Here is a 16,309-nt window from a genome sequence, read left to right as displayed (position 1 = left end):
ATCTATTTTACAACAGGGAAAGTTTTATGCCTCGTTCTCTCATAAGAGAAACCAGGGTATGAGATGGTATGTTTATTTCTCTGAAAGTTATTACCCTTTCCCTTATTATGCTTGCATGTATGCCTGTAAGCCTTTCAAATTCTTCGTAATCGAGTTCAATAAAAAGACTTCCATGTATAAGAAAAGCGGATTTTAAGAGCCTCATGGCACAAGCTAATACCTTTTTACCCTTATAGGTTATCTCTCCAAGGGTCGGATAAAAGTAGCAAAAATAGTCTTCGTAGCCTCCTCTGTATCTGCTCATTTCAAACTTTGGGTCTAAGTTCCTAAGGCTTTCCAAGATAAGACCCATAAAGTTTTTATAGACCTTTGTAAAGCTCCAACCCCAATCCTTTCTAAGCCCTGCATAGGAAAAGGACAAGTCCCAGCCATGAAGAAGAGCACCACCTCCTGTAGGTCTCTTTACCACCGGAAGAGATATGTTAGGCTCTTCCTGTGAATACCCTATGCTTATGGTTGGCTCTTGCCACTGGTAAAGTCTAAAAACAGGTTTTCCAGTGTTTTCCACAAGTAGAAGGTTTTCCCAGTCCTTTTGCATGTTTTCTACACCCTTGAGGGTTTCAACATAAGATAAATCATAGCTTTTTGCGACTTCCATGGTTAATATTTTAAAGTTATGCGTTTCATACAAAAGTTCTTGGGTAAAAGAGAGAAGGAAGAGGACAGGGCTTTTAGTCTTATAACATCTAAAGGAAAGCTCACGCTAAATCCTGAGGATTTTCTTGAAAAGGACCCAGATGCACGCATAGAGGAGTTCTGGGTAGATGCTATGGATGTATCCGAAGATGGATATTGGCTTCTTGTAGGTAGAAGGCATGGGCTTTTACAGCTTTACGACTGGAAGGGTAAGATCCATAGGCTACCCTCAAGACCACCCGCACAGGTAATCACCGACGCTCTCTTTAGGGGAAGATACCTTGCACTTATAACACCACCCTACTTGGTAGTTTACCTTCTTGAAGATGCAAGAAACCCTCAGACATGGAAAAGTTTTAGGACTACACAAGAAGGCATAAGGGCATCTGTGGGTCTTGACCTTCATGGAAATCTTCTTGCCTATGGTGTTGTGGGAGAAAGGGTGTATGTGATAGATATCTCTGGAGGTTTTGGCTCAGAGGGTTTAGACTTTAGAAGCACTTTCTCTTACTCAGAAGCCCAGATAGGAGAGCTAAGGTCTTTGAAGTTTATAGGAAATGGGAAACTACTTTTGTCTGGCACAAGGGGTGTAGCCCTCTATGACCTTGGCGGAAAGCTCCTTAGAAGGTTAGACCATGCATCAGGCAAGGCGGTCCTACCACTAAGGGATAGGCTAATTCTTGGGGAAGGAAACCACCTCTATGTCTACGACCTACAGCTTGAAGGACTCCTTCATAGTATCACAACACCCATAAACATATCTCAAATTGACCTATCGCCGGATGGTGATTTTCTGTTTCTTGCGGATGCGGAAGAAAACAGAATGGGGCTTGTGTATCTTCCTAACCTTGAGTTTATTCAGAGCTTTGAGGGTTTTGGCTACTCCGTGGTAAGGGTATCTCCCGACGGAACTATATACACCTGCACCTATAAAGATGAGGATGACAAGAGACTTTATAGCCTTAGAGCTATAACCACGAACTTGACGGACTTTGTATACGACAAGGACAGGCAGGCTCAAATCGTTAAGAGAGCGGAAGAGGAGCTAAAGGCTCTAAAAAACAAACTTAAAAGGACAAGCAACTTTTTAGAGCATCAGGAAATTGAAGAATACAGAAGGCTACTCTCTATGGACTTACCCATAAGAAAGCTCAGAGAGATAATATTTGAGGCACAGCTCCACATAGAGGAAGCTAAGTTTAACGCCTTCTTAAAAAATTTAGAGGACAAGATAAGAGAAGGTAAGGCAGATGCGGAAGACCTAAGAGACTTAGAGTCAAAGCTCAAGTTAGAAGAAGGAGAGAGGGCTCAGAGGCTAAGGGAGCTAAAGGAAAGCCTTGAAAACTACTTTCAAACAGCTCTGCGGGAGCACTTAGAAAAAGTAAGAAAGGCTATAAGTGAAGTTGAAAGCGGAGACTTGAGGGACTTTGAAGCCCTTGAAGAAGTGAAAAGGGCAAGAGAGTTTATAAACAAACTTCCCAGCTCCCTAAGTCAACAGGCACAAGGTCAGCTTCTCAAGGTCTTTCATGAAAAGTTACTTCAAGACAGGCTAAGCAGATACAGGATAAGGTTTGAGGATTCAAGGGTTATCTTTGGTTCTGAAGACTTTCCCAAGTTTTCTGGAGATGTGAGAAGACTAAAGTGGAGGATAAAGGTAGAGGAAAGACTGCCTTTAAAGGATAGGATATTTGCCAGAATAGCCTTTGAGAGAGAAGATGGTGTTCTAATAGAGCCCAAAAGATACCCAAACCTTATCCCTGAGGAAGAATTAAAGGTACTGCCCTTATGGGTTAGGAGATACTTAAGACACCTGAATGGTATGTTTTCTTCTGAACTTTCGCGACTTCCTCTTTTTGTATCTTACGAAGAGACTCCGTGGTTTGTAAAAAATTTAGAAAAGTTTGCATCTTTGATAAAAGAACAGCTCATGTACTCTGAAGGCATTCTTATACTTGAGGGTGATGCAGGTGTAGGAAAAAACTTCTTGGTGGAAGTTTTCTCAGCCCTCACCAACAGACCTCTATACATAATACCCTGCAACTCAAAAATGGAGAAGGAAGATATTACCTTTGTATACGAATTTGACCCAAGAAGAGGCACAAGGAGAGTATATTCAGACCTTGTAAAGGCACTCCAAACCCCAGGTGCGGTCATATACTTTGACGAGATAAACACCCTACCTGCAGGAATGGTGAAGCTCTTTAACCCACTCTTTGACTACAGAAGATATCTCACCCTACCCACGGGTGAGGTCATAAGGGCACACAGAGAGGTCGTTCTTGTAGGTGGTATGAACCCTCAGAACTACTTGGGAGTTTCAGAGCTTCCGCAGGATATCAAGTCAAGGGCGGACATTATTTTTATAGATTACCCTCCCTTCGAAGACGATAAGGGCATATACCACCCCGACGAGGCAATAATACTCAAAGACCACGTTCGAGAGCTTTCGTACCTTACCCTTGAGGAGTTTATCTACCTTTGGCATTCGGTTGTAAATGCTCTTAAGACTACGTCTATTAGAGACCAAGAGAAGCTTGAAGGAAGTGTATGGAAGATTTTTGAACTTCTCAAAATCGCCAACAGCATAAGAAAGGCTTACAGAGCATATCAGACTCAGCAATCTGAAGAGCCTGTAGATTTTGTTTTTTCCATAAGGGACACAATAAGATGTGCCAGAAGGCTTGACAGATACCCAAACGTCAAGGAATTAGTGTTAGATACCATACTTCCAAAGGTGGGTTCTCCCCTTGAGAGAGAAATAATAAAGAGTATAGTGGAGAGGGTATAATAGAATTAATGGCAAAGAGGTTAATAGTTCTGTCTTCAGATGAGTTGATACTTTCCTTTCTTATAGACGGTGATACAACTTATAGAATAAGTGCGGAACCAAAAGTAGGACAAAGACTTTTGGATAGCATATTCAAGGGTAGGGTCAAAAGGCTCGCAAGGGGTATGGATGGTGTATTCGTGGATATAGGTATTGGTAAGGACGCCTTTTTGCCTTTAAAGGGTGAAAATTATAGGGTGGGGGATAGTGTTATAGTGCAAGTGGTAAGAGAGCCAGAGGACGAAAAGGGGGCAAAACTCACCACTAACATAAAGTTAGTGGGTAAATATCTGGTATATTTACCCAAAGGGAAGGATATAAAGTGCTCCAGCAAAGTGCACTTGGAAAATAGAGAAAGCCTATGCAAACTCTTAGAGGGAGATATAGAAGAAGAGGGTGTAATAATTAGGAGCTCTGCAGTCCATGCGGACCCAGAGGATATAAAAAAGGAACTGCAAAAGCTCAGAGACCAATGGCAATGGATCCAAAAAAGGACAAAAGCCCTAAGGAAACCTCAAATTATCCTTGAAGAATACCCAAGCTACATAAGGCTCATAAGAGACTATTGGCAGGAAATAGAAGAGATTGTCTCTGACAATACTATAATATGGAACAACATAGCTTCTTTTCTTGAGGAGTTTGAACCGAGTATTCTCAGAAAGAACCTCTATCTCAAAGACCCATCCAGTTATGTACATAGATACCGGCTTCACGAAGTTCTCAAAGGCATCTTCAACAAGGTATTGTGGTTAAAAAGCGGAGGATACATAGTCATAGAGGAGACGGAAGCCTTTACCATAATAGATGTAAACAGTGGAGACCCCTTAGGTTCTTGCCATGAGGAGAACGCGCTCAAGACAAACCTTGAGGCGGTGAGAGAAATAGTCAGACAGATAATACTAAGAGACATAGGTGGTATAATTCTTATAGACTTTATAGACATGAAAAAACAGGAAAACAGAAACCTTATAATAAACAGTATGTTCTCAGCCTTTGGTGAGGAAGCCTGCGGCGTTACCATATATGGTTTTACTAAGCTAGGTATTTTGGAGATGTCAAGGAGAAAAACTGGCAGAAGCGTAACCAAGATGCTATCAGAACTATGCCCTGTATGCTCTGGCAAAGGCTATATAAAAAGCTCGTCTCTTTTTATGCTTGAGCTTGAGAAGGAGATCCCCTTATACCTTCAGGGTAGTCTTGAACTACAAGTGCACCCTCTAAGATATGAGTGTGTAAGCAAGAGACTGCAAGCAAAGGGTTTTCTCAATGTGCGAGTAAACACCAGTGAGGACATTAATATAAACAGCTATAGTTTAAGCCATGCGTAGACTCTTAGTGCTTTTACTCATATTTTTGGTGAGCTGTGCAAAGATGACAGAAGAAAAAAGGGCAAGGCTTGCAACAGAAAACTATTCTCAGGGCATGTCCGCTTATGCCAGAAAAGACTACAAGGAAGCCATAAGCAAGCTTTCTGAGGCTCTAAAATACTTGGAAAACCTTACGCCAGAGCAGATAAAGTCCGCTAAGTATACCATAGGTGAAAGCTATTATCTGAGAAAGGATTACATAAACGCCATAGTTTACCTTGAAGACTATCTCTTTTACTATCCAGAAAGCCCAGAGGCGGAGAGGGTTTACTTCATGGTAGTAGACAGCTACATGAAGGTGGCACCCGATGCCTACAGAGACCAAAGCTACACCCTAAAAGCTATAGACAAGGCAAAGGAGTTTCTTGGTAGATATCCCAACAGTCCTTACACCGATAGAGTCATGGAGCTTATAGATAATGCTCAGAGAAAGATCGCAAAGCATGAATACCTAATAGGCAGGTTTTATGAGGATTTTGGTTATTACTATTCCGCATCACTTAGATACAGAAACCTTCTCATAAACTTCCCAGAGCAGGTTTCAGAGGTAGAGGTTTTATACAGGTATATAAAATCCTTGCTACTTGTAAAAGAACAAGCAAAGAGACAGGAAGCAAAATACAAAAGATGGATAGAATCTGCGGAGAGGGAGCTAAGGTCTGCCAAATCTGAAGAAGACAGAAAAGCCATCCAAAACAGAATTGATTTCTTGAATAGAGAGATAAAGAGATGGAAAGATATTGCGGAGTTAAGCAGGCAAGAAGGCTTAAGACTGCTTGAGACATACGCGCAAGTGTATGGAGAAAATCCTTACTATAGAGAACTTAAAAGGTATGCAGGACAGTAGGGAACTATTAAAAACTATTAAAAATCTATTAGAGGGAAAGAAGGCGGAAGATGTGGTGGTTTTGGATGTTTCAAAACAAACAAACATATCCGATTACTTTATAATAGCGACAGCTAACTCTGCGGTGCATGCAAGGTCCCTTCTAAAGCATCTTGAGGAAGAGCTTGAAAAGACTGGCATAAAACCAGATCATGTGGAGGGAGTTGAAGAAGCTAATTGGATACTTATTGACCTTATTGATATAATAGTTCATATATTTCAGAAAGAGTGGAGAGAATACTATGACCTTGAGTGGCTCTACTCTAACGCAGAGAGGGTAAGTTTATGAGTATAATAAAGCTTCTAGTCCTTATAGCCTTTCTTACAGCTTTCCTCCTTTTTATAGCACAGAACGCCGGATATGTGGAAATACGTTTTTTTCATATAGTCTACAACATACCCCTGTTTGTGCTTCTGCTTTTCACCTTTGCTTTTGGCTTTTTGTTGCCTTCCTTTTACCTTCTTTTGAGGGTAACTATGCTAAAAAGACGGCTTCATGGACTGGAAGAGGGTCTAAGGGAGCTTTCAAGGGGCTATTTGAGCAGAGCGGAGCGATTGCTTTTTTCCGCAGGGAAGTTTGTTGAGCCAGCGAGGTCCCTTGTGGCAGAGGTAGTCCACAAACAAGGAAAACTTGAGGAGCTTAAGAATTTCAACAGCACAGCCGCAGCCACCGTTGGTGAGATAATGCTAAGGGAAGGAAACCTGCAGGAAGCAGAGAGAAAGTTCGACCAGGCACTCTTACAAGATGGGGAAAATCTAAGGGCTATCAAGGGACTTAGAAATCTTTATGCTCTTTCAGAAAACTGGGAAAGAGCCTTAGAGTATCAAGAAAAAGTCCTTCAGCTATGTGAAAAATGGGAAAGGGAAAAGCAAAAGGGCATTAAGGCGGAGATAATGGCTATGGTCTACCTTAAAAAGGGAGAGGAAAGGCTTATAGAAAAAGCCTTTGACTTAAACCCGTCGCCTTTTGTTTACTCAGTTTACATAAAACACCTTCTTTCTCAAGATAGGATAAAAGATGCCAGAAAAGTTTGGGAAAAGGCTGTATCTATGGGATATCAGGAAGAAGTGCTTTGGAACCTTCTGGAAGATGAAAAGGCCCTTACCAAACTGCTTGATGACATAGAGGCAAAAGCTGAATCTATAGACCCGAATGTCCTCTGCGTGGTATACCTTAACCTTAACTTAATCAGTAAAGCGAAGAACTTAGAGGAAAAGCTCACAATTCCCTTTAAGGCTCTTCTTTACAGTTCTCAATCCCACAAAGAGCAGGACAAGTATTGTCTGCTTGGAATAAAGGAACTCCTCAAACCCTTTGTCTGTTCTTGTGGTAAGGCTTATAATACATATAAGCCCTTGTGCGTAGAGTGCATAAGATGGGGAGAAATAAAGCTTAGGAGGGACATATATGCTGGTAGACCTTGAGAGAAAGATCATAAGGCTAAAGGTGGTTTATTATGGTATAGGCCAATCTGGCAAAACAACAAACCTTGAAAAGCTCTCAGAAATGGAAGGTCTTAGTCTAATGAAGCTGGATACACAAGAGGAGAAAACCCTTGTCTTTGACTTTGCTACAAAGAAGGTAAAGGTTGGAGACCTTACCCTTTCTTTTGCACTGTACACAGTGCCTGGTCAAGACATATACAAAGATATAAGGCTTACCGTGCTTAGAGGTGTTGATGGAGTGGTGTTTGTTGTGGACTCTCAAAAGGAAAGGCTAAAGGAAAACATAAACTTTTACAGTCTTCTCAAGGCAGACCTGCTTCGCATTGGTAAAGACCCTTCAAGCGTCCCAATGGTAGTCCAGTATAACAAGCTTGACTTACCAAACGCCATGGATTACAGAGAGATGGAGAAGGTTATAAACCTTGAGAACTACCCTTCTGTTTGTGCAAGTGCCATAAAGGGTGAGGGCGTGTTGGAAACCTTTAAGGTTTTGGAAGACTATCTTATATCAAGGGTAGAAAGGATGCTATTATGATCTCCGGATACTTAAGTTCAAAGCAGGACCTGGTAGACCTTCTCAATGGATGTCTTTTTAATAGAGTAGGCACTCTTGACCTTTTTCTTGGTGTAAAGGTGGTATCCTTATACACAGATAAAGGGTTAATAAGAGGTTTCAAGCTCAGTGATAGTGAGGAAGTAAATAGCCAAAACAAAAGGTCTATACTTCTTTACCACCTTTCTGAGTTTATGGAAAACCCAAAAGCCTTTTTCACCTTCAGAGAAGGTCAAAGAGAGAAAATCTTTGAACTTGAGGAGTCTGTCTCAGTAGAGGAGCTTGTGCTTCAGCTTCAGTTAGTTCATAGTGAACTGAAATCCCTTATGGAAAGGGTTATAACCCCTATGGCTGTGGTTAAAGTTATAAAAAATTTTGAGGAAGCAGAATTTTATAACAGTAAAAGCATATATCAAATACTTGTCAGCTCAAATAATAGCCTTGTTGAAGAGATAAGAAAGCTCAAGTCTCTTTTTTCCAGTGGATATTTAGATATAAATCAGTTCTATAATCCTGAACTCTTGAAAGAGGAAATAAAGATAGAATATCTTATGAAAGGTGTCGAAGCAGAAAGAGTAAACCTTATAACACTTCTAGATAGCTTTCATTTTAGTAAGTTTAGCGGCATTATTCAAATAATCGGTGGAGATTTTGAGTTTGACCTCTATTACAAAAAGGGTAGATTGTCTGCAGTCTACCCTTACAATTCTGAAATCTTTGACTTTTTCCTCACAGCCAAGAATAATTCTGTGTTAAATGTAATAGATATAGGCGGGGGGATTATTGATTTGTTAATGCTGAAGCATTCTGAAGAAAAGGCAGTGAGTGGCTTATCTGGGTCCTTTTTGGAAGTAGGGAAAATGCTCATAGGTATGAGTACTGAGGGAAGGTCGGGTATGATAACAATTTACTCGGAGGGTTCAAAAACTTACATAATATACAGGGAAGGGCTACTTCTTGGCATCATAGAAGATGGTATGGAGGGCTTAAAGTTTGTAAAGAGTCTGCCGGTTGAGAAAGTGGCGTGGGTGGATATTGCCCTGTACCAGCCCATGGAAAACATACGGGATGTTATACATCAATTCTTACTAAATGCAATATACAGTATACTTCTTAAGCATGCGGGACACCTTAACCATATAATACTTTCTCAGCTTGCATCTTCAGATGTTCTGAAGTATAACGAGGGAGTTATAGTTTATAGAAGAAAGCCCAAAGGTGAGGAGGGTGTGTTTGGCTTTCTTCAATTTCTTCTTGACCTTAGCTACAGTGTATTGGGGAATGAAAAATTAGAAAGGGAATTAGAAATATCCCTACAGCCTTACAGGGATATATTAAAAATTCTAAATGTAGAAGAGTATCTTATGCTTCCTGAAGTATGAAGGTTTTGATTGTTGAGGATGACCAACACCTTGGCAAGCTTCTCCTAGATGGGTTAAGCCATGAAGGGTACGAGGTTGATTGGGTAAGAGATGGCTATTCCGCAGTAAATCGCTTATTAGAAGAGGACTATGACCTTGTGCTTCTTGATATTATGCTTCCTAAGATGGATGGAATAAAGGTCTGTAAAAGGATAAGGGAAGTAAAGGATATACCCATAATTATGCTAACTGCCAAGGGGCAGATTGAGGACAAGGTGGAGGGGCTTTCTGCGGGGGCGGACGACTATATAACAAAACCCTTTTCCTTTAAGGAGCTTTTGGCGAGAATTGGTGCTGTCCTTAGAAGATATAAAAGGGAAGGACCCGACACTTTGAGGGTTGGCAGGTTGGAGCTTAGATTAAGGTCCTTTGAGGTATATTACAGGGGCAAAAAGATACCTATGACTCACAGAGAGTTCAAACTCCTAAGGCTCCTTGCGGAAAGGGTAAACATCGCAGTAAGCAGGGAAGAGATATACTCAAAGGTGTGGGGCTACTCTTATGGAGAGGGCTCAAACGTGGTGGATGTGTATATAAAAAACATAAGGACAAAGTTGGAGGATAAGGACCACAGGCTAATAAGGACAGTTAGGGGATATGGCTATATGATGGTAGAAGAGGATGTCAGTAAGGGTTAAAGCTATACTGCTTTTTTTCAGCCTATACTTAGGTGGGTTGCTTCTGCTTTCTTTATTCAGTTTAATGGTTGTAAGGTCCACGCTTTATAATTACACCCTCCAATATATGGAATACCAGGTAAACCCACTTTTAGATTTTTACAAGAACTACTATCAAAACCCTGATTATTACGCAAAATTACTGGCAGAGGATGTGGTCTCGAGGGAGATAGCCAGTATTCTTATTGACGAAGAAGGTCAAATAGTAAAAAAGGAGAGTTTTCTCGAGGGTGAAATGCCAGAGATAGAGCTTCAAGATATAAGGACTATGTTAGAAAAAATTAGAGGAATTAAGGGAAGCTATGCTTTTATAGTCAAAAGGGTAGGTGATCACCATCTTATACTTCTTGGAAAACTAGACAGTATACGAAACGTGGAAAAACATATAATACTCTTTACCACCTTCATATTATTTCTCATTTCCTTACCTGCCTCATTTCTTGCCTTTTATTCTATAAATCAACTTCTAAAACCCTTAGACTATCTTACGGAGGCTTCAAGACGCATCTCAAAGGGAGATCTCAATTTAGAGATTAGAAAGAGTGGTAGGAAGGATGAGTTTGGTCTTCTTGAGGAAGCATATGCAAGTATGGTAGAAAGGCTTAAAAGCATAATCCTCTGGCAAAGGGAGTTTATAAGGAACGTAGCTCATGCACTAAAAACTCCTCTTGCTTACATAAAAGGGCAGGCGGATCTCTTGCAAAGGGGCAAATACACAGAAGAGGAACTAAAAGAAATTTATCGGAATATACAACTTCAGGCGGAAAAGATGGGAAAGTTAATAAATCAGTTAACTACTATAATGAGGCTTGAGTCTCAAGTTCCTCTCAAAGTGGAAGAAGTCAGCTTAAACCAAATCTTTGCGGAGCTTGAGGAGGAGTATGAGTTCATCAGAGGAGGCAGAAGATTTACCGTAGAGTATCTTGACGAAGATGTGGTTCTCTATGTGGACAAGGAATACTTTAAGATGGCTATTAGAAATCTGATAGAAAACGCATACAAATACACAGAGGAGGGACAAGAGATAAGGCTTTATTTTAAAGAGCACTGTGTGGTGGTTGAAGATAGAGGTATTGGTATGGAGCATCCAGAAAGGGCAGGAGAGCTCTTCTATAGAGAAGCGGCAGACAAGGAAGGCTCAGGTCTTGGACTCTATATAGTTAAACTCATAGCCCAGAGAAGTGGTATGAGTATGAAAGTGGAAAGCCAAAAGGGGGTTGGCACAAAGGTAAGTTTGTGCTATAATTTTAAATTATGAGAAAATTAACAACTCTTATAGTCTTGGTGCTATTGTTTGTAGTATCATGCAAAAGACAGCATGAGTTTTATGGTCATCTATACGACCAGCCAGCCTACAACTTTGAGCTTACAGACCACGAGGGAAAAAGGGTAAGGCTTTCTGATTTTACAAACCAGAAAAATATAGTGTTACTCTTCTTCGGATACACCCACTGCCCTGATGTCTGCCCTATGGCACTTGAAACCATGGCAAAGGTTATGAAAAATCTCACACCTGAAGAAGCAAAAAGAGTCCAGGTGCTTTTTATAAGTGTGGACCCAGAAAGGGATACACCAGAGGTGCTGAAGGGTTATGTTCCTTACTTTAATCCCACCTTCATAGGCCTGACTGGAACTGAAAAGGAGATAGAGAAGACTGCAAGAGAATACAAGGCTTACTATAAAAGGATAGAAGGTGAGTCCGCTGGTGGATACCTTATAGACCATACCGCAACCATATATCTGGTCACTCCCGATATGAAGATTAAACTCCTTTATACCTTTGCAAAACAAGAGCCAGAGAAGATGGCGGAGGATATAAAATTCCTGCTGAAAAACTCATAGGGGAGCTTTTTTCCAGAAACGGTTTTGAACTTTCCGAGAAACAGATGGAAAACTTTAAAATCTACTTGCAGGAGCTAAAAAGATGGAACGAGGTGCACAACCTTACCGCTATAGAGGACGAAAGAGAAATAATCCTAAGACATTTTGTGGATTCGCTAACCGTTAGCTTTTGTTTAAGAGAAAAAGCTATACAGATAGATGGTCTTTCTGTGTGTGATGTGGGGAGCGGAGCTGGTTTTCCAGGAGTGCCTCTTAAGATATACTACGGGGACAGGATAGACTTGACTTTGATAGAAGCGGTAGCAAAAAAGTGTTCCTTTTTGGAATATCTTAAGGTAAAACTTGGAATTGAATATAGAGTGCTATGTAGGGAAGCTCAAAAAGTTCAAGAAAACTTTGACCTTGTGGTTTGCAGAGCCCTTGGAAAAACTGAAAAGATACTACCTCTGCTCCAAAGGCTTTCCAATAGATACATAATGATTATGAGGGGAGCGGAACCTCTTGAAGGATACGACCACTGCAGGATAGAGCTTACAGATATCAAGAGCTATATCCTTTTCCTTGCAAAAACAAGATAACCTGTATGGGCGGTCATAGTGTCCTGAGGTCTAAGGCGGTCTGGGTTAGGCTTGTAGGGTCTGTGAAGTATCTCCAAAACTTCCACATTGCAAAATAGGTTTTCCATTGACTTAAGGAGGTTGCTCACTTGGTTGGCTGTAGGAAGGATGGTGGCAAAGGGTGCACCAAACTTTAAGACTCTCCAAACCTTTTGTATGTATAAGGTTGGTTCTTTAACATCCACGAAAACCGCGTCAAAGAAGTTTTCTTCAACATCCGCAAACATAAAGTCAAGGTTTTCAAGCCTCACATTCTTACATAGATCAAACTTTTCCCAGTTCTTTTTTGCAAGTCTATAAAAATCTTCTCTTATCTCATAAGCCCATACTTCACCTGCCAACTGGGAAAAAACCGCAGTGGATGCACCACTTCCTACACCGAACTCAAGGAGCCTTTTATCCTTTGAAAGTCCAAGTTTATAGGCTATATAGAAGCTGTCCTTTGGGTATACTATCTGAGTTTTTCTTTGAAAGCCGAGCAAGATCATTTCTTCAAGGGTGGGATTAAGGACATAAAAGCCGTTAACAGAATGTCCGGGCTCTTTTCCTATTATGTCTTCAAATCTTATTACCCTTTCCTTGTAGTTTAGGCTAAAGTCTTTTGTTAGTGCCTTGAGATACCTTCTATCTTCGCAAACCAACAATATATAATCTCCTTCCCTAAAGTTCATCTTAGCTCCAGTATAGCCCTTCCAAGATTATAGGATGCAATAGAGTATTTTAGAGCATATTCGTAGTCTCCAACCCTGTAGTTTTCTCTTGCAACTTGGTAAAAAAGAAGCTGGTATGCGTATATCTGAGGATACTTCCTTGAGTATTTTGTGGTTTCGTTTAGAAGAAGGGAAGCCCTTCTTAGTCTTTTGCTGGCAACTACTCTGTCCTTTCCAAAGCTTTCTGGAAACTTTATGTTTTCAAGAGCCTGCAGTATGCTGTCTGCGGACCTACCTGCTTTTTTATCTCCCTTTTCACACGCTATGTCTATAAATATCTCCGCTTCTCGCATCAAGTCTTCGTATATCATATCTTCCTTTAAGGCAAGGTATCTCACTCTAAGGAGTGGACAATCTTGGGCATGTGCGTGCAATAGGAAGAGAAGAATAAGCAACCACAGCACAATAGAGTTATTATAATAATCTACTCGTGCTATGGTGTTAGGTCTACTAAGGGTAGAGCTCTTCTTTTCAGAGAATGGTTCTCTGAAGGAAAAAAGGCACTACCTAAGGTCTATAAAGGACAAGGTGAGGTCTTCCTTTAATGTTTCTGTGGCGGAAGTAGACTACCACGACCTGTGGCAGAGGTCAAGCCTTGCCTTTGTATGTGTTTCTCATGAAAAGTCAATAGCGGAGAACACCCTAAGCGGTGTGAAAAAGCTACTTGAAAGGCACTACCCAGAGTTTATACTTGAGCTTAAGAGTGAATACCTATTCCTCTAAAAGCCCATGCTTGCGTAGGAAACTATAGAGTCTGTGAGGTTTTCATAGTAGAAGCTGTAATCAAAAAGCTCACCCTTTTGAATACCTGCCTCCTTTAACATGTGAGAAAAGACCAGGTTTGTATACTGACCATCTATGCGTGTGAAGTTGCTACCTTCTTGGAGTAGTTCGAAGGCATCATCGCCTCTGAGGTTTTGCAAAAGCTCAAGATACTTCCTGTCTATAAAGGAAGGATCATAACTTCGTTCGTCTCCAAACTTTTTTCCCACATGGCTTAGGTCAACGCTTGAGATTATAAGGGTGTGGTGAAGTTCTCTGTCTATTACCCTTAAGAGGTTTTCCGCAAGGGTTTTTAGGAAGTCTCTATCTCCATAGGAAACTATAAGGGCTAACGCCTTTGACTCTGGAAAGAGCATTTTTGCATAAATTGAGGCAAACTCAATGGAATGTTCTTGTTTGTAAGAAAAGAGGTCATGGGTTATGTCAAAGTTATAGAAGGATTGCAGTTTCTCAAGCAGGTCTTTTCTTGTTTCAAGTATGCCAAGGGGTGTTTCCATATGTAGGGGTAAGACAGAAAAGGGCATTTCATGCCAATAGTGGGAAACGCCTAATATTACCACAAGCCTTTTGTCCGCCTTGAGCCTTCCATAACCCTCCCAGTAAGTTTTCCTTGCAACTCTTAAGTCCATATGAGGAACCACAAGCCCTAACAGGTCTCTCTTTTCCTTTTCCTCTCCCATCAGAAAGGCTCTACAGCTTTCCGCATCCTCAGGATATACCTCACCCGCATGGGACATGGGTCTTACGCCTTTACGGAGCATCTCTTGACGCAGGGAGTTGAGGGTCCTTTGGAAGTTTTCTCCCTCTAACAGAAGGTACCTTTCAAGAAGCTCAATAAACTCCCTAAGCTCCTGCTCTTTAAGGATTATACCAGTCCTTTTGAAAAACTCGGCCCTTAGCTCCTCAAGCTCCCTCGTCCCGTCCATAAAGGACAAGAGAACAAGACCATGGTAAGAGACCATAAGACCCTCGGATATAACCATTGGGTCTTTTAGCCAGAAGGACTCGCCATAGGGAACCACTTCAAGGGATCTTACTTTGGGCTTCATCCAAATATTAAAATCTCTTCCTCTCTAAACTTTTGGTCAACAAGCTCCCAGCTTCTGTAGGAGACCACCTTGCCTTTGCTTACAGAAAGTATTAGATAAGAAAAGCCTTCAAAAGCCCTTTCCTCATCAAATTGAGAAGGTCTATCTGGATGGTCGGGGTGGGAATGGTATACGCCCACTATCTCAAGCCCAAACTCTTTTGCCTTTTTTTCAGCCTTTAGGTAATCTTCTGGTGCTATCTCATAACGGTCATGTTTTCTGTCGGGGTTTGCGTTGGGTGTTTCATATACTCCAAAGACAGTCCTTAGGTTTCCTTCCACTTTTCCTAAAAGAAGACCACAGGTTTCATAAGGGTAATCTCTCTCCGCTTGTGCTATAGCCTTCTGAAGAGCAGAGCCTTTAATCCTTAGCATCTTTACACCATAGCGTATTGGGTTAGAAGTTCTGCTATCTGCACTGCGTTGGTAGCTGCACCTTTGCGTATGTTGTCCGCCACTATCCACATGGAAAGCCCCGGCTCAAAGACCAAATCCTTTCTTATCCTTCCCACAAAGACTTCATCTTTTCCTGCCACCTCTATTGCAAGAGGATATTGACCCTCTAAGGGGTTGTCCACCACTACAACGCCTTTTGCCTTGCTTAGTATCTCCCTTGCGGACTCTGGAGAAAGTTCGGACTTTAACTTGACGCTTACCGCCTCTGAATGTCCATAAAAGACCGGCACTCTTACGCAGGTTGCGGAGACCCTTATATGGGGGTCATGGAGTATCTTTCTGGTCTCGTTTAGCATCTTTAACTCTTCCTTCGTGTATCCGTTTTCTGTAAAAACGTCTATCTGTGGCACTACGTTGAAGGCTATTCTTTTTGGCAGTGCCTTTGCTGGTGGTATTTCTTTTCCTTCGCACCATGCCCTTGTTTGTTCTTGAAGCTCCCTTATGGCTTTTGCACCTGCACCAGACACTGACTGGTAGGTGGAGACCACTATGGCTTCTATCCCAACCGCATCGTATATGGGCTTTAGTGCTACAAGCATCTGTATGGTAGAGCAGTTAGGGTTGGCTATTATACCCTTGTGGTCTTTGACATCTTCTGGATTTACCTCTGGCACTACCAAAGGCACTTCTGGGTCAAGCCTCCAGGCAGAGGAATTATCTATAACAACCGCACCATCAGAGACAAACCTCGGTGCATATTCCTTACTTATGGAAGAGCCCGCAGAAAAAAGTGCTATATCTATGCCTTTAAAGTCGGCGACCTTATTAAGTGCCTGAACTTTTAACCTTTCACCCTTGAAGGTAAGCTCAAGCCCTTCGGACCTCTCTGAGGCAAAAAGGAACAGCTCGTCCACGGGAAAGTTTCTCTCTTCCAGAACCTTTAGGAAAGCCCTTCCTACTTCACCCGTTGCACCAACTACCGCTACCCTGTATCCCATAGG

General features: G+C 41.4%; 18 protein-coding genes. 12 read left to right on the top strand and 6 right to left on the bottom strand.

What is annotated here, in order from left to right; translation table 11 throughout:
* Positions 1-7 precede the first annotated feature (7 nt).
* Entirely contained in the window at positions 8-658 is a 651-nt protein-coding gene (locus tag IAE16_RS04905; protein WP_323701616.1) for a lipoyl protein ligase domain-containing protein, read from the bottom strand.
* A gap of 18 nt (positions 659-676) precedes the next feature.
* Here IAE16_RS04905 and IAE16_RS04900 point away from each other — a divergent pair, with 18 nt between their 5' ends.
* From IAE16_RS04900 to rsmG, 11 genes are all read left to right on the top strand, one after another.
* Entirely contained in the window at positions 677-3,484 is a 2,808-nt protein-coding gene (locus IAE16_RS04900; RefSeq protein ID WP_323701615.1) for an AAA family ATPase, read from the top strand.
* Between the two features lie 8 nt (positions 3,485-3,492).
* Positions 3,493-4,851 (top strand): Rne/Rng family ribonuclease, encoded by a 1,359-nt coding sequence (locus IAE16_RS04895; RefSeq protein ID WP_323701614.1) that lies wholly within the window; start codon positions 3,493-3,495, stop codon positions 4,849-4,851.
* Positions 4,844-5,737 carry an outer membrane protein assembly factor BamD gene (locus IAE16_RS04890; RefSeq protein WP_323701613.1) on the top strand — a complete coding sequence of 298 codons (894 nt, stop codon included), beginning with the start codon at positions 4,844-4,846 and terminating at the stop codon, positions 5,735-5,737. Before IAE16_RS04895 ends, IAE16_RS04890 begins: the two co-directional genes overlap by 8 nt.
* Complete coding sequence (gene rsfS / locus IAE16_RS04885) at positions 5,724-6,065, top strand: ribosome silencing factor (RefSeq protein WP_323701612.1); 342 nt, start codon at positions 5,724-5,726, stop codon at positions 6,063-6,065. The genes IAE16_RS04890 and rsfS overlap by 14 nt, the downstream gene beginning before the upstream one ends.
* Positions 6,062-7,201 (top strand): lipopolysaccharide assembly protein LapA domain-containing protein, encoded by a 1,140-nt coding sequence (locus tag IAE16_RS04880; RefSeq protein WP_323701611.1) that lies wholly within the window; start codon positions 6,062-6,064, stop codon positions 7,199-7,201. The genes rsfS and IAE16_RS04880 overlap by 4 nt, the downstream gene beginning before the upstream one ends.
* Positions 7,185-7,757: an ADP-ribosylation factor-like protein gene (locus IAE16_RS04875; protein ID WP_323701610.1), complete on the top strand. Its 573-nt coding sequence runs from the start codon at positions 7,185-7,187 to the stop codon at positions 7,755-7,757. Before IAE16_RS04880 ends, IAE16_RS04875 begins: the two co-directional genes overlap by 17 nt.
* The gene (locus tag IAE16_RS04870; protein ID WP_323701609.1) at positions 7,754-9,157 is read left to right on the top strand and encodes a hypothetical protein; all 1,404 of its coding nucleotides are present in this window, start codon (positions 7,754-7,756) and stop codon (positions 9,155-9,157) included. Before IAE16_RS04875 ends, IAE16_RS04870 begins: the two co-directional genes overlap by 4 nt.
* The gene (locus IAE16_RS04865; protein WP_323701608.1) at positions 9,154-9,834 is read left to right on the top strand and encodes a response regulator transcription factor; all 681 of its coding nucleotides are present in this window, start codon (positions 9,154-9,156) and stop codon (positions 9,832-9,834) included. The genes IAE16_RS04870 and IAE16_RS04865 overlap by 4 nt, the downstream gene beginning before the upstream one ends.
* 106 nt (positions 9,835-9,940) lie before the next feature.
* A complete protein-coding gene (locus IAE16_RS04860; protein WP_323701607.1) occupies positions 9,941-11,131 on the top strand; it encodes a sensor histidine kinase in 1,191 nt (396 codons plus the stop codon).
* Entirely contained in the window at positions 11,128-11,715 is a 588-nt protein-coding gene (locus tag IAE16_RS04855; protein ID WP_323701606.1) for an SCO family protein, read from the top strand. Before IAE16_RS04860 ends, IAE16_RS04855 begins: the two co-directional genes overlap by 4 nt.
* A 44-nt stretch (positions 11,716-11,759) precedes the next feature.
* Positions 11,760-12,293, top strand: coding sequence for a 16S rRNA (guanine(527)-N(7))-methyltransferase RsmG (rsmG, locus tag IAE16_RS04850; RefSeq protein WP_323701605.1), 534 nt, complete (start codon positions 11,760-11,762; stop codon positions 12,291-12,293).
* Here the strand turns inward: rsmG and IAE16_RS04845 are convergent.
* Both IAE16_RS04845 and IAE16_RS04840 read right to left on the bottom strand, forming a co-directional pair.
* Complete coding sequence (locus tag IAE16_RS04845) at positions 12,263-13,003, bottom strand: tRNA (adenine-N1)-methyltransferase (protein ID WP_323701604.1); 741 nt, start codon at positions 13,001-13,003, stop codon at positions 12,263-12,265. The two genes, rsmG and IAE16_RS04845, sit on opposite strands and share 31 nt — an antisense overlap.
* Positions 13,000-13,380, bottom strand: coding sequence for a hypothetical protein (locus IAE16_RS04840; protein ID WP_323701603.1), 381 nt, complete (start codon positions 13,378-13,380; stop codon positions 13,000-13,002). The genes IAE16_RS04845 and IAE16_RS04840 overlap by 4 nt, the downstream gene beginning before the upstream one ends.
* Positions 13,381-13,477: 97 nt before the next feature.
* On the opposite strand from IAE16_RS04840, the gene IAE16_RS04835 reads away from it, so the two are divergent.
* Positions 13,478-13,765 (top strand): DUF503 domain-containing protein, encoded by a 288-nt coding sequence (locus IAE16_RS04835; protein WP_323701602.1) that lies wholly within the window; start codon positions 13,478-13,480, stop codon positions 13,763-13,765.
* Here the strand turns inward: IAE16_RS04835 and amrB are convergent.
* Genes amrB through asd form a run of 3 tightly spaced genes read right to left on the bottom strand, consistent with a single transcriptional unit; the run spans position 13,762 to position 16,306 of the window.
* Positions 13,762-14,874 carry an AmmeMemoRadiSam system protein B gene (gene amrB / locus IAE16_RS04830; RefSeq protein ID WP_323701601.1) on the bottom strand — a complete coding sequence of 371 codons (1,113 nt, stop codon included), beginning with the start codon at positions 14,872-14,874 and terminating at the stop codon, positions 13,762-13,764. The genes IAE16_RS04835 and amrB overlap by 4 nt on opposite strands.
* A complete protein-coding gene (locus tag IAE16_RS04825; RefSeq protein ID WP_323701600.1) occupies positions 14,871-15,287 on the bottom strand; it encodes a M67 family metallopeptidase in 417 nt (138 codons plus the stop codon). The genes amrB and IAE16_RS04825 overlap by 4 nt, the downstream gene beginning before the upstream one ends.
* Before the next feature lie 2 nt (positions 15,288-15,289).
* Positions 15,290-16,306 (bottom strand): aspartate-semialdehyde dehydrogenase, encoded by a 1,017-nt coding sequence (gene asd / locus IAE16_RS04820; protein WP_323701599.1) that lies wholly within the window; start codon positions 16,304-16,306, stop codon positions 15,290-15,292.
* Positions 16,307-16,309 lie beyond the last annotated feature (3 nt).

Source organism: Hydrogenobacter sp. T-2 (genome assembly GCF_033971325.1).
In the GTDB taxonomy this organism is placed as follows: Bacteria; Aquificota; Aquificia; order Aquificales; family Aquificaceae; genus Pampinifervens; species Pampinifervens diazotrophicum.
This window is presented reverse-complemented; position numbering and strand designations above follow the sequence as displayed.